General features: G+C 69.4%; 11 protein-coding genes and 2 pseudogenes. 5 read left to right on the top strand and 8 right to left on the bottom strand.

Annotated features, from left to right (window positions below; genetic code table 11):
- The first annotated feature begins 2 nt into the window (after positions 1-2).
- From EAO72_RS35765 to EAO72_RS35755, 3 genes are all read left to right on the top strand, one after another.
- Positions 3-1,481, top strand: coding sequence for an ATP-binding protein (locus tag EAO72_RS35765; protein ID WP_148021173.1), 1,479 nt, complete (start codon positions 3-5; stop codon positions 1,479-1,481).
- Positions 1,482-1,921: 440 nt separating this feature from the next.
- Complete coding sequence (locus EAO72_RS35760) at positions 1,922-2,164, top strand: helix-turn-helix transcriptional regulator (RefSeq protein ID WP_148021172.1); 243 nt, start codon at positions 1,922-1,924, stop codon at positions 2,162-2,164.
- 66 nt (positions 2,165-2,230) lie between these two features.
- Positions 2,231-3,499 (top strand): tyrosine-type recombinase/integrase, encoded by a 1,269-nt coding sequence (locus tag EAO72_RS35755; RefSeq protein ID WP_148021171.1) that lies wholly within the window; start codon positions 2,231-2,233, stop codon positions 3,497-3,499.
- Between the two features lie 186 nt (positions 3,500-3,685).
- On the opposite strand, the gene EAO72_RS35750 is transcribed toward EAO72_RS35755, so the two are convergent.
- The 5 genes from EAO72_RS35750 to rpsB all read right to left on the bottom strand — a co-directional run bounded on the left by EAO72_RS35750 (position 3,686) and on the right by rpsB (position 8,292).
- The gene (locus tag EAO72_RS35750; protein ID WP_148021170.1) at positions 3,686-4,771 is read right to left on the bottom strand and encodes a phosphatidate cytidylyltransferase; all 1,086 of its coding nucleotides are present in this window, start codon (positions 4,769-4,771) and stop codon (positions 3,686-3,688) included.
- Positions 4,771-5,328: a ribosome recycling factor gene (gene frr / locus EAO72_RS35745; RefSeq protein ID WP_024488459.1), complete on the bottom strand. Its 558-nt coding sequence runs from the start codon at positions 5,326-5,328 to the stop codon at positions 4,771-4,773. Before frr ends, EAO72_RS35750 begins: the two co-directional genes overlap by 1 nt.
- 169 nt (positions 5,329-5,497) lie before the next feature.
- The gene (pyrH, locus tag EAO72_RS35740; protein ID WP_148021169.1) at positions 5,498-6,274 is read right to left on the bottom strand and encodes a UMP kinase; all 777 of its coding nucleotides are present in this window, start codon (positions 6,272-6,274) and stop codon (positions 5,498-5,500) included.
- A 158-nt stretch (positions 6,275-6,432) separates the two neighbouring features.
- Positions 6,433-7,269, bottom strand: a complete 837-nt coding sequence (tsf, locus tag EAO72_RS35735; protein WP_148021168.1) for a translation elongation factor Ts — start codon at positions 7,267-7,269, stop codon at positions 6,433-6,435.
- 99 nt (positions 7,270-7,368) lie between these two features.
- Positions 7,369-8,292, bottom strand: a complete 924-nt coding sequence (gene rpsB, locus EAO72_RS35730) for a 30S ribosomal protein S2 (protein WP_148021167.1) — start codon at positions 8,290-8,292, stop codon at positions 7,369-7,371.
- Positions 8,293-8,781: 489 nt separating this feature from the next.
- On the opposite strand from rpsB, the pseudogene EAO72_RS35725 reads away from it, so the two are divergent.
- Positions 8,782-9,354, top strand: a pseudogene (locus tag EAO72_RS35725) (peptidoglycan DD-metalloendopeptidase family protein); the annotation flags it as partial.
- Between the two features lie 62 nt (positions 9,355-9,416).
- Here EAO72_RS35725 and EAO72_RS35720 read toward each other — a convergent pair.
- The 3 genes from EAO72_RS35720 to dprA all read right to left on the bottom strand — a co-directional run bounded on the left by EAO72_RS35720 (position 9,417) and on the right by dprA (position 12,570).
- Positions 9,417-9,992: a TetR/AcrR family transcriptional regulator gene (locus EAO72_RS35720; RefSeq protein WP_148022225.1), complete on the bottom strand. Its 576-nt coding sequence runs from the start codon at positions 9,990-9,992 to the stop codon at positions 9,417-9,419.
- Positions 9,993-10,288: 296 nt separating this feature from the next.
- Positions 10,289-11,125, bottom strand: coding sequence for an RNA polymerase sigma factor WhiG (whiG, locus tag EAO72_RS35715; protein ID WP_148021166.1), 837 nt, complete (start codon positions 11,123-11,125; stop codon positions 10,289-10,291).
- A gap of 290 nt (positions 11,126-11,415) precedes the next feature.
- Positions 11,416-12,570, bottom strand: a complete 1,155-nt coding sequence (gene dprA / locus EAO72_RS35710) for a DNA-processing protein DprA (RefSeq protein ID WP_148021165.1) — start codon at positions 12,568-12,570, stop codon at positions 11,416-11,418.
- A 66-nt stretch (positions 12,571-12,636) separates the two neighbouring features.
- Here dprA and EAO72_RS35705 point away from each other — a divergent pair.
- A pseudogene (locus EAO72_RS35705) lies at positions 12,637-12,794 on the top strand (ATP-binding protein); the annotation flags it as partial.

Below are 12,794 nucleotides of genomic sequence, written 5' to 3'. Positions count from 1 at the left end.
CCATGGCTGACGACGAGAAGAACCCCGCCCGCGAGATCATCACCGACTACGCGCAGGAGCACTTCCGGTACTTCCGCACCGCCGACGGCACCGTCTACGCGCAGAAGAACGGCCACCCCGTCGCCCGCCCCATCCGCTCCCAGGGCACCACCGGCAGCCACCGCCAGGAACTCATGGTCGGGCTGTTCAAGGACGGGCGCGGCGTGTTCAACGGGACCGCTCTCAAAGAAGCGCTGGACCTCATCGAGGCGCTGGCGCTAACCGAGGCCACCCAGGCCGTGCAGATCCGCGTCGCCCCCGGCTTCGACGGAGCGACGTGGCTGGACCTGGGCCGCAACGACGGGCAGTCCGTCCGCATCCACCCCACCGGCTGGGACATCACCGTGCCCGACCCCCGGGAAGTGTGCTGGCGGCGCACCCAGCTCACCGGGGAGCTTCCGTTGCCGGCCAAGGACACCAACGGCAAAGGCATCGACCTTCTGTTCAGGCTGACGAACTTCACCAACGCCGAAACCGAGTGCCTGGCCATGGCATGGCTGATCGGCTGCCTGGGCCCGTCCGTACCCGTCCCCGCCCCGTTCCTCACCGGGCCGCAGGGCGCGGGGAAGTCCACGGCCGGCCGGATGCTCGTGCGGATCATCGAGGGCATGAGCGGCGACCTGCGCCGCGCGCCGAAGGACGAGGAGAACCTCATCGCGGCCGTGGCCGCCGGGTGGGTCACCGCGCTGGACAACCTCTCCCACATGACGCCGGACCTATCCGACGCCATGTGCTGCATCGTCACCGGAGCCGAGAGCGTCAAAAGGGCGCTGTTCACCGACGGGGATGTCCACCGGGCCCGCTACCGCCGCCCCTTGCTCCTGACCGGCATCGACGTGGGGGTCATCCGGCCCGACCTCGCGGAACGGCTCCTGCCCCTGCGCCTGGAGCGCCCCACCGTCCGCCGCACCGAGGCCGAGCTGTGGGCAGAGTTCGAGGACGCGTTGCCCGTCATCCTCGGCTCGCTCCTGGATCTTGCGGTGAAGGTCCGCGCCGCTGAGGCGGAGACGCCGACCGACCTGCGGATGGCCGACTTCGCCCACCTGTGCGCGCAGTTCGACGCGGCGTCCAGCCTCGGAGCGCTGAACGCTTACCGGGCCAGCCTGGACGACCTGAACGACGACGTGATCGAAGGTGACCTGCTCGCCCAGACCGTCCTCGCGCACGCCGACAGCATCGAACCGGGCGGCGAGCAGCAGATGACGTCCACCCAGTGGCTGCACTGCCTCAGCGGCGTCTACAGCGGCGACGAGTTGCGCCCCCTGCCCAAAGGGTGGCCGACCACCGGCAAAGTCCTCTCCGACCGCCTCAAGCGCCTCCAACCGACCCTGGCCGCCCGTGGAGTCCTCATCGACTCCGGCCGCACCCGCGAGGGCCGCTACCTCGAAATGACCCGCCGGGACGCCACCCCACCCCACGACGAACAGACGGAAGCGTTCTAACCGCGACCACGTTCGCCCAGACAAGCAAGAAGAGCACCAGCCCCCGGGGGCGCGTGCTCTTCTTGCTGTTCGGCGGAACGCCGCCCAATGGTCGCGCCGCGCAGCGGCCCCTCATTCACGTTCTGAGAAGCCACCGGACCACTACAGACACCCCTTCTTCTTTTCCTAAGTAGGGAAGCTCTGCGTCACAGCGTCACACGGACGGCAAAAACCGCCCCTGGCCTGCGGCTACAGGCGTGACGCAGACGGAAATCTCTGCGTCATCCTGCGTCACCTGCGTCACGCCGTGACGCAGCCCGTGACGCACCGATGACGCACCCGCACACCGCTGCGTCACGCAAAACCGCAGGTCAGAAGCACGCGTGACGCTGGTGACGCTGTGACGCAGAAATCCGCACATAGGACAGGCACAGCCGTCGCCCTCTCCAAGGAGTCGCACCGTGGCCCCGAAACGTGCTCCAGAGACTGCCCCGCAGACGACCCTGCGTGCAGGCCTCCCTGACCGGTACCTCACCCCCGACGACCTCATGCAGATGTTCAGCCTGCCGAGCATCGAGACGCTCTACACCTGGCGCAAGACGGGCGTCGGCCCACCCGCCATCCGCATCGGCAAGTACCTGCGCTATGACCCCTCCGCTGTCCGGGCCTGGGTCGAAAGCAACACCGAAATCACCGCCGCCTGACATCCCACCACCAGCAGGGGCACGACCCACACGGTCGTGCCCCTGCCGCATGCCCAGGAGCATCCTTTGGCCGGCCACATCCAAGACCGCTGGTTCAAGACCCAGACCACTGCCGCCGACGGCAAGACCATCCGCGTAAAGACAGACCGCCACGGGCTCGGACTCCGCTACCGCGCCCGCTACGTCGGCCCCGACGGCACAGAGAAGTCCAAGTCCTTCGCCGACCGTCAGAAGCGCCTCGCAGAACAATGGCTGGCTCAAGTCGAAGCCGATATGTCACGCGGCCACTACATCGACCCAGCTTCCAGCCGCACCACCTTCCGGCAGTACGCGGATCGTTGGATCGCTGCGCAGACCACGAACGTGGCATCACGAGCAACGACAGAAACCCAGCTTCGGCTGCACGCTTTCCCGTACCTCGGAACGCGGCCGCTCGCGTCATTCCGCCCCAGCCACATTCGTACGTGGACGCGTCAGCTGGAAGACGCCGGCTTGTCGTCCTCGTACCGCCGGAGCATCTTCGCCACGGTTTCCTCAGTGATGACCGCGGCCGTGGACGACACCCTGATGCCTCGCAATCCCTGCCGCTCCAGTTCCGTGACCCCACCAAAGCCGAGTGGCGAGCGCGTTGCTCCCTGGACCGCTGAACAGACGTTCGCCGTCCGGGCGGCGCTTCCCAAGCGATACCAAGCCATGGTGGATGTCGGAGCGGGTTGCGGCCTCCGCCAGGGTGAGATCTTTGGTCTCACCGTTGACGCCGTGGGATTCCTGACGGGCTGGCTCCACGTGGGGTTGCAGATCAAGGTGGTGAAGGGGCGGGCGTTCTTCGCCTTACCGAAGGGCGAGAAGGTGCGTGATGTGCCGCTCCCCGAGCAGGTAGGACAGGTACTGGCGCGCCACATGACGGAGCATCCGCCCGTGAGCGTGACGCTCCCCTGGTTGAAGCCAGACGGTCCCCCGCTGACTCGCTCACTCGTCTTCACCGGGCCGCGTGGCAATCACGTCTACCGAAGCAACTTCAACATCAGCCCCTGGAAGCCTGCCCTTGCTGCCGCAGGGCTCATCACGAAGCCGGAGGGGAAGGAGCCCCTACCGTCCGCCCGCGAACACGGGATGCATGCGCTTCGGCACTTCTATGCGTCCGTTCTTCTGGACGCGGGAGAGAACATCAAGGCTCTGAGTAACTACCTCGGTCACACAGACCCTGGCTTCACCCTCAGGGTCTACACGCACCTCATGCCGAGCAGCGAGGGACGCACGCGAAAGGCCGTGAACAAGCTCTACGAGCCTGCCGGCGAGAGCGATGACGGCCCAGAGACGGCCCAGGCGGCCTAGGAGGCACCCGGAGCAACGGGAAACGCGCAGGTCAAAGCCTGTTCGTTTCCCGTTCCCGGCTGAGTTCTCCGGGCTTAGGCATGGTTCATCCAGTGTCGCAGACAGAACAGTGAGGGCCCGCCGCCCTGTGGACAACGGACCCTCACTCGTAAAAACGCAGGTCAGAAGGGGTGACCCGCAAGCTTCTCAGCCGGAACCGACGAAAATCACCATCAGCAGCCAGACCACCGGGGCGGTCGGCAGCAGGGAGTCCAGCCGGTCCATGATCCCGCCGTGTCCGGGAAGGAGCGTACCCATGTCCTTGATTCCGAGGTCACGCTTGATCATGGACTCGCCCAGGTCGCCGAGGGTGGCGCTGGCGGCGACCGCGAGGCCGAGCAGCAGACCCTGCCACCATGTGCCGTCGTCGATCAGGAACTGCATGCACAGCGCACCGGCCACCATCGCGAACGCCACGGCACCGAAGAGGCCCTCGCGGGTCTTTCCGGGGCTGATGCGCGGGGCGAGCTTGTGCTTGCCGAAGCGCCAGCCGACGGCGTACGCCCCCGTGTCGCTGACCACGGTCAGCAGCAGGAAGGTCAGGACCCGCTGCGGCCCGTCGTCGGCGGTCAGGAGCATGGCGACGAAGGTGGCCAGGAACGGCACGTAGAACGCGGCGAAGACGCCGGCCGTGACGTCCTTGAGGTAGCCCTCGGGCGGCTCGGTCATCCGCCAGACCAGCACCGCCAGGGCGGTCAGCGCCATGGCGACCCAGGCACCCTCCGCGCCCCGCGCGTAACCGGCCACGACCATGGCGGCGCCACCGATCGCGAGCGGTACGAGGGGCGCCTTGATGCCCTTGCGCTCCTCCAGCCGGGAGGTGAGCTCCCACAGGCCCACGACGACGGCGACGACGATCACACCGACGAAGACGGCCTTGACGATGAAGAGCGAGGCGACGACGACGGCACCGAGCCCCACGCCGACCCCTATGGCGGCTCCCAGATCACGGCCCGCACGCTTCTTCTGCGGGGGTGGTGGCGCGGTGGACATGGGCTCCTGCGGCTTCTCGTCGCGGAACAGGGGGCCGCCGCTCAGGCGTCCGGCCCCCTGGTCCCGGTCATCACGGTCGTCAGCGTCTCTACCTGCGTCGGGAACGTCCGGCACGATGGGCATGGGCCGAGTCTGCTGGGCGTCATGCACATCGTATGCAGGACCCGCCGGAGCGGCCCGCATCTCGGGCGCAGCCCGATGACCGACGCCCTGCGGGACGCCCCAGGAGGAGTCGTTCATCAGACTTCGAGCAGCTCGGCTTCCTTGTGCTTCAGCAGCTCGTCCACCTGCGCGACGTACTTCGCGGTGGTGTCGTCGAGCTCCTTCTCGGCGCGGCGGACCTCGTCCTCGCCGGACTCCTTGTCCTTGACCAGCTTGTCCAGGGTCTCCTTCGCCTTGCGGCGGACGGCCCGGATCGAGATCTTGGAGTCCTCGGCCTTCGTCTTCGCGACCTTGATGTAGTCGCGACGGCGCTCTTCCGTGAGGTCGGGGAAGTTCACCCGGATGATATTGCCGTCGTTGCTCGGGTTGACGCCGAGGTCCGAGTCGCGGATGGCCTGCTCGATGTTGCGCAGTGCGGTCTTGTCGAACGGCGTCACGACGGCCATACGGGGCTCGGGCACCGAGAACGAGGCGAGCTGGTTGATCGGGGTCAGCGCACCGTAGTAGTCGGCGACGATCTTGTTGAACATCGCCGGGTGCGCACGGCCGGTGCGGATCGCGGCGAAGTCCTCTTTCGCGACCACGACGGCCTTCTCCATCTTCTCCTCGGCCTCGAGGAGGGTTTCTTCGATCACCACGTGCTCCTGCGTGTCTTGAGTGGGCCCGGCGTGCTCGGGCCCGGCGGATCCTGCGTCGCGTCCTCACCTGCACGGTGTCCGACCGGCAGGCCGTTGTCCATCTTCGGGGGCGTCGTCCCACGGGCCCCCGGGGCCTCACCGGTTCCCCGGCGCGGCCCCCCGGTTGTCAGGCCCGGGTGCCCTGGTCACTCACGAGCGTGCCGATCTTCTCACTCTTGACCGCGCGGGCGATATTGCCCGCGGTGGTCAGCTCGAAGACGAGGATCGGCAGCTGGTTGTCGCGGCAGAGCGTGATGGCGGTGGCGTCGGCGACCTTGAGATCGCGGGCGAGCACCTCGCTGTACTCCAGCGCGTCGAACTTCACCGCGCCGGGGTTGGTCTTCGGGTCGGAGTCGTAGACCCCGTCCACGCCGTTCTTCCCCATCAGCAGCGCCTCGGCGTCGATCTCCAGGGCGCGCTGTGCCGCGGTGGTGTCGGTCGAGAAGTACGGCATGCCCATGCCGGCGCCGAAGATGACGACGCGGCCCTTCTCCAGGTGCCGTACGGCGCGCAGCGGAATGTAAGGCTCCGCGACCTGGCCCATGGTGATGGCCGTCTGGACGCGGGAGTCGATGCCCTCCTTCTCCAGGAAGTCCTGGAGAGCGAGGCAGTTCATGACGGTGCCGAGCATGCCCATGTAGTCGGACCGGGCCCGGTCCATGCCGCGCTGCTGGAGCTCGGCACCGCGGAAGAAGTTGCCGCCGCCGATGACGATCGCGATTTCCGCGCCGTCACGGACGACGGCCGCGATCTCGCGGGCGATGGCGTGCACGACGTCGGGGTCGACACCGAGACCCCCGCCGCCGGCGAACGCCTCTCCGGACAGCTTCAGCATGAAGCGTCCGCGCACCTTGCCGTCGTCGCGCTTGTGGTCACCTGTGGCGGCGTCCGCGCCCTTGTTCATGGAGATTCTCCTCGTGCACATACGAAGAAGGCCATTGCCGGTGGGTCTGGTGTCCCTCAGCGGCAATGGCCTCCTCGTCAGATCTGCGGTCGTACGGCGGTGTGCGGCCGTCGACTGCACCAGACCCTATCGGGGTCCACCGTTTTTCGCGGACGGACTCAGATGCCGACCTTGATGCGCGAGAAGCGCTTCAGGGTGACACCGGCCTCGTCCAGGACCTTCTGGACGGACTTCTTGTTGTCCAGCGCGTACGGCTGGCCGAGGAGGGTGGCCTCCTTGAAGAAGCCGTTGACGCGACCCTCGACGATCTTCGGGAGCGCGGCCTCGGGCTTGCCCTCGGCGCGCGTGGTCTCCTCGGCGACGCGGCGCTCGGCCTCGACGACCTCGGCCGGAACGTCCTCGCGGGACAGGTACTTCGGCGCGAAGGCGGCGATGTGCTGGGCAATGCCCTTCGCCAGGTCGGCGTCGGCCTTGTCCAGCTCGACCAGGACACCGATCTGCGGCGGCAGGTCGGGCATGGTGCGGTGCATGTACACCGAGACGAAAGCACCCTGGAACTGCGCGAAGCGGTCCAGGACGATCTTCTCGCCGAGGTTGGCGTTGGCCTCGTCCACGTACGCCTGGACGGTCTTGCCGGGCTCGATCTCGGAGGCGAGGAGCGCCTCGATGTCGGCCGGGGAGGTCGCGGCGACGTGAGCGGCGAGCGTGTTGGCGACGGCCTGGAACTTGTCACCCTTGGCGACGAAGTCGGTCTCGCACTTCAGCTCGAGCAGAACGCCGGACGTCTTGTCCTCGGAGACGACGGAGACGACCGCGCCGTTCTCGGCAGAACGGCCTTCGCGCTTGGCGACGCCCTTCTGGCCCTTGATACGGAGGGCTTCGACGGCTCCGTCGACGTTGCCGTCGGCCTCGTCGAGCGCCTTCTTGCAGTCCATCATGCCGGCGCCGGTGAGCTCACGGAGCTTCTTGACGTCAGCGGCGGTGTAGTTCGCCATGAGTCTGTATTTCTCTCTCGAAGTCTGAAAGATCTACGGGTGAACGGCGGGGGCGGTGCCTGTGGCACCGGCCCCCGCCGTCTTCAGCCGTGACGGGTGTCAGGCCTGCTCGGCGTCCGCGTCCGCGGCCGGAGCCTCGGCGGCGGGGGCCTCGGCAGCAGCCTCGGCGGCGGGGGCGTCAGCGGCCTCCGCGTCCGCGACCTTCTCGGTCTCGGCGGAGGTCTGGACCTCGGCGTCAGCCTTCTTGTCGCCCTCGAGCAGGTCGCGCTCCCACTCGGCGAGCGGCTCGCCGGCGGCCTTCTCGCCCGGCTTCGAGTCGCCGGTCGCAGCGCCGGAGCGGGCGATGAGGCCCTCGGCGACGGCGTCGGCGATCACGCGGGTGAGCAGGGTGACGGAGCGGATCGCGTCGTCGTTGCCCGGAATCTTGTAGTCGACCTCGTCGGGGTCGCAGTTGGTGTCGAGGATCGCGACGACCGGGATGTGGAGCTTGCGCGCCTCACCGACGGCGATGTGCTCCTTCTTGGTGTCGACGATCCAGACGGCGCTCGGCACCTTCTGCATCTCGCGGATACCACCGAGGGTCTTCTCCAGCTTGGCCTTCTCGCGGGAGAGAACCAGGAGCTCCTTCTTGGTGAGGCCGGAGGCGGCCACGTCCTCGAAGTCGATGAGCTCGAGCTCCTTCAGACGCTGAAGGCGCTTGTAGACGGTGGAGAAGTTGGTGAGCATGCCACCGAGCCAACGCTGGTTGACGTACGGCATGCCGACGCGCGTCGCCTGCTCGGCGATGGCCTCCTGGGCCTGCTTCTTCGTACCCACGAACATGATGGAGCCGCCGTGGGCGACGGTCTCCTTGACGAACTCGTAGGCGCGGTCGATGTACGACAGCGACTGGAGCAGGTCGATGATGTAGATGCCGTTGCGCTCCGTGAAGATGAAGCGCTTCATCTTCGGGTTCCAACGACGGGTCTGGTGACCGAAGTGGACGCCGCTTTCCAGCAGCTCCCGCATCGTGACGACGGCCATGGCCGTACTCCTTGAGGTACTCGGTTATCGCGACCGCAGGTTTGCTGTCGCGCCTGACGCCCCGACGCGCCGTGCCACGAAGGACCGAGGAGCGCGGCCACCTCCGCAGAGAAGGAGGTGGCGGGGCGTGCGAAGTCGACCCGGTGACCCGGATCGCCAGAAGAAGTGTACGGGACCCACCGGGTGCCGGGTGACGGCGCTGTCCACAACCGGCCGGTAGTCCACAGATCCGCTCCATGATCCCCGCGGATCCCCGGGGCGGGGGACGGTGAGGACATGCGATTCACATCGGAACGTCGTCGTCAGCGGATCCGGTCCGGCCACCGCCCTGCCGTGCGCCGCGGCGTGCCGGACGGCGGGAGGGAGTGGCGGGCCGGCACCTCCGGACAGCCGGCCGGCACCTCCGGACGGCGGGGCGGTATCTCCGGACTGCGGGCCGGTCGGGCGGTGGCGGCCGTCTCGGGGCTGCTGTTTGTGGGACTGCTCGCGATGGGGTGCGGCGGGCTGTACGCCCGGGCGGCACAGCGGCCACCGCCGAGCACGGCAGGAGCCGCGGACGTGGTGGTGGTTCACGGTGCTCCCGGCGGCCGGGAAGCCGTCCCGGCGGCTCCGGCCGCCGGGCGGGGCTGGCCGCTGGAGGGAAGACCTCCGGTCGTACGCGGGTGGGAGCCTCCGGCCACCGAGTACGGGCGGGGGCATCGCGGGGTGGACCTCGGCGCCGGACCCGGCGCGCGGGTGCTCGCGGCCGCGGCGGGCCGGGTGTCCTTCGCCGGTGGCGTGGCGGGGCGCGGAGTGGTCGTGATCGAACTCGCCGGGACGGGCGATCCGCCGCTGCGTACCACCTACGAGCCGGTACGCCCGCTGGTCACGAAGGGCGACGAGGTCGCGGCGGGACAGGTGGTGGCGGCCCTGTCGGCCGGGGCGTCCCATTGCGCTTCCGGCTGTCTGCACTGGGGCCTGCGGCGCGCGGAGGCCTATCTGGACCCGCTCTCGCTGCTGCCGCCGTCCCTGCTGCGGCGCGGGCCCTCGCGGCTGCTGCCGGTATGGGGCGTACCCGCACCCGGTGCCCCACAGGCCTTGGCGAAGGCGGCAAGCGCCCTGACCGGCCCCGGTGGCGTGGGCGGTCAGCCCTGGTCGTCGCCGATGCCGCGGACGCCGTTCAGGACCATCGCGACGGTGGTGTCCGCGATCACGGCGGGTTCCTCCGCCACGCTCAGCTCGATACGCCGGACCGCCGCGTCCACGGAGCCCTGGAGCAGCATGGCCGCCAGCCGGGGCTGCTCATGTCCGAGATCGCCGAGCGCCTCCACGATCATGGTGATCAGACCGCCGTGCGCCGCCCGGATCTTCTCGCGCGCACCCGCGTCCAGTTCGCTCGCGGAGATCGCGACGACGGCCCGGTGGCGACGGTCCCCGACGAGGTCGAGCTGACGCCTGACGTACGCCTCGATCTTCTCCTCGGGCGTCCGCGCCCGCTCCATCGCGCTCTCGACTTCCGCCGCCCACACGGGGAAGTCGACGGCGCAGAGCTCTTCGACGACGGCGGCCCGCGAACGGAAGTACTCATAGACGGAGGACCGTGCGAGGCCCGTGCGTTCGGCGAGGGCGGGGAAGGTCAGCGCCTCCGTGCCTCCCTCGGACAGCAGGGAGCGCGCTGCGTCCAGGAGGGCGCCGCGCTGCATGGTCCGGTGCTCGGCCACGGAGGCCGCTCGAATCCTGGGCACACGACCACTCTACGGCGACCGGTGCCGGAGAGGGGGCGGGCGGCCCCGATCGTTGGCCGAAGCGCCAGCGCCGCTGCCGGTCCGCCCGGGGCCCGTCCACGCCTGCCGGGGCCCGTCCGGCCCGTCCGAACTCTGCCCGGCGCCCGGTCGCCTCTGCCGGGGCCCGTCCGGAGCAGCGCCCGGGGTCTGTTCGGGGCGTGTCCGGGGCGTTCAGGGCTCGTCCGGGGCCTGCGCGGGACGCGTCCGGGGCGTCCGGGCCTGTCCGGGCCGCCTCAACGGCCGGCGTCGGCCAGTTTCGCGCGCAGTTGCAGCACCGACTTGGTGTGGATCTGGCTGACCCGGCTTTCGGTGACCCCGAGGACGTTGCCGATCTCGGCGAGGGTGAGGCCCTCGTAGTAGTAGAGCGTCACGACCGTCTTCTCACGGTCCGGGAGGGTGTTGATCGCACGGGCGAGAAGCCTTCTGAGCTCACGGTCCTCGGCCACTTCCACCGGGTTGTCGGCGGCGGTGTCCTCCAGCGTGTCCATCAGGCTCAGCCGGTCGCCTCCCTCACCGCCCACATGGAGGAGCTCCTCCAGGGCGACGACGTTGGCGAGCGACAACTGGCTGAAAACAGCGTGCAGTTCCTCCAGCTGGATGCCCATCTCGGCGGCGACCTCCGCCTCCGAGGGCGTGCGTCTGAGCTGCGCCTCCAGGGTGGCGTAGGCGCGTTCCACCGCCCGCGCCTTCTGCCGTACGGAGCGCGGGATCCAGTCCAGCGCCCGCAGTTCGTCGATCATCGCGCCCCGGATACGGGTGATCGCGTACGTCTCGAACTTGATCGCGCGCTCGATGTCGAACTTCTCGATCGCGTCGATCAGCCCGAAGACGCCCGACGAGACGAAGTCCGCCTGCTCGACGTTGGACGGCAGGCCCACGCTGACCCGGCCGGCGACGTACTTCACCAGAGGTGAGTAGTGCAGGATCAGCTGCTCCCGCAGCCGCCCGTCGCCCGTGGTCTTGTACGAACGCCACAACTCGTCGAGCGAGGAGGGCGCGGGCGGGCGCACAGTGCCACGCGCAGCCGGTGGTACTGCCGCGCGGTCAGACCCGGAGGTGTGCTGGGGCATGTGGTGCCTTGAGCCGTTCTGCCGTGAAGTGCTGGGGGACTTGCGTCTGGGCCGGAATCCTTGTGAGCGTAGCGTGACTGAGGTGTCGCGGTCCGCGCAGGATAAGGGATCGGTGCCGCGGCCTTCCCGGCGAACGGACATGGAGTGGGGCGCGGCGGCGGACACGACCGCGCACTTGGGCGAGGACATGACGGACGCCCGGGGCCGCCGCGTCACACGCCGGCCCCGGAGGCGCCGCCGAAGGATCCACCGAGGTCATCGGCATCACCTTTTCACCCGAATGCCCCAGGTCAAGAACCGCCTCGCCGCGCGTCGCCATTGCATGTCGGCCGCTTCGTCAACCTCCATCCGTCGCCTTCGCGTTCGACGAACCCCAGTGAGTGCAGTTCGTACAGCTTGCCGAGTGCCTCGTCCTCACTCGTCGCCGCCGCACGCGCCACCTCCCGTCCGTTGACGGAGCCGTGGGCCGGCAGTGCGTCAAGCACCCTGCCGCAGACGGGATCCAGGTAGTCGCGGGGCAGCATCGGACCGTGCCTCGGCGGAGCCAGATCCCCTATGTCACCGACCATTTCCGCGACTTCCGCGGCGTCCGTGACCAGCACGCCCTCGCCCCGCAGGAGTTCATGGACGCCTGCTGACAGGCCGCTGGTGGCAGGACCCGGTACTCCCATGGTGTGACGGCCGAGCCGTTGCGCGCACCGGGCCGTGACCAGTGAGCCGCTGCGGTACTCGGCCTCGACGACGACCGTGCCCCGCGTCAACGCGGCGATCACCCGGTTCCGAAGGATGAATCTGCTGCGGGTGGGGTGATCGGCGGGTGGCAGTTCGCCGAGGACGATCCCCTGTTCGACGATGCGTCCGATCAGTTCGGCATGACCGCGGGGGTACGCCACGTCCACCCCGCAGGCCAGGACCGCCATCGTCGCGCCACCGGCTGCCAGGGCGCCCCGGTGCGCCGCCCCGTCGACCCCGAAGGCGGCGCCCGAGACGACCACCCACCCCCGTTCCGCGAGCCCCGCGCCGAGGGTCGTCGCCATGTGGGCCCCGTACGGTGTACAGGCACGGGCCCCGACGACGGCGACGGAGCGCAGCGCCCAGAGCCGCAGATCTGGCCTCCCCCGCACCCAGAGCCCCGTCGGCCGGGCGTCGCCCAGGTCGTCCAGCTGGCTCGGCCACTCCCGGTCTCCGGGGCAGACGAAGCGCCCGCCTGCCGAGGCCGCCGCCGCGAGATCCCGCTCGGGCTCAGCGGTCCGGGCCCGCAGCCGGTAGCCGGCCAGCCGTCTCGCCGTCATCCCGCTCAGCTGCTCGGCCGAACCGTCCGGGGTGGTGATCCGCCGCATCAGCTCCGTACCACCGCATTCCCGCAGCCAGCGCCCACCGCGCACGTCCCCCGGCTCCAGCACCCGGGTCAGCGCCGCCCGGGCCAGCCGCTCCCCGTCACTCACCCCGTCGCGGGCACCCGTGCAGCCGGGCGTCTGCCGGTCACCGGCCGCCCGTCCTCGCGGCTCGCCCGGCCGGCCCGGTTCCTGATGATGCTCGCCGCGAACCCCTGCCCGTGCGGGCGGCACACCCTGAGCGGGGCCGGGTGCGAATGCCCGCCCTCGGCGGTCCGCCGGTACCAGGCCAGGCTCTCCGGGCCGCTGCTCGACCGGGTGGACCTGCGGGTGAC

This window comes from Streptomyces sp. OR43, assembly GCF_008042275.1.
GTDB lineage: Bacteria > Actinomycetota > Actinomycetes > Streptomycetales > Streptomycetaceae > Streptomyces.
The sequence above is the reverse complement of the archived record's forward strand: the minus strand, read 5'-3'. Positions and strand labels throughout refer to the sequence as shown.

Excerpts from the sequence above, each read along its gene's own strand:
- whiG (WP_148021166.1), bottom strand. The coding sequence starts at position 11,125 with ATGCCCCAGCACACCTCCGGGTCTGACCGCGCGGCAGTACCACCGGCT.
- tsf (WP_148021168.1), bottom strand. The coding sequence starts at position 7,269 with ATGGCGAACTACACCGCCGCTGACGTCAAGAAGCTCCGTGAGCTCACC.
- rpsB (WP_148021167.1), bottom strand. The coding sequence starts at position 8,292 with ATGGCCGTCGTCACGATGCGGGAGCTGCTGGAAAGCGGCGTCCACTTC.
- pyrH (WP_148021169.1), bottom strand. The coding sequence starts at position 6,274 with ATGAACAAGGGCGCGGACGCCGCCACAGGTGACCACAAGCGCGACGAC.
- EAO72_RS35750 (WP_148021170.1), bottom strand. The coding sequence starts at position 4,771 with ATGAACGACTCCTCCTGGGGCGTCCCGCAGGGCGTCGGTCATCGGGCT.
- EAO72_RS35765 (WP_148021173.1), top strand. The coding sequence starts at position 3 with ATGGCTGACGACGAGAAGAACCCCGCCCGCGAGATCATCACCGACTAC.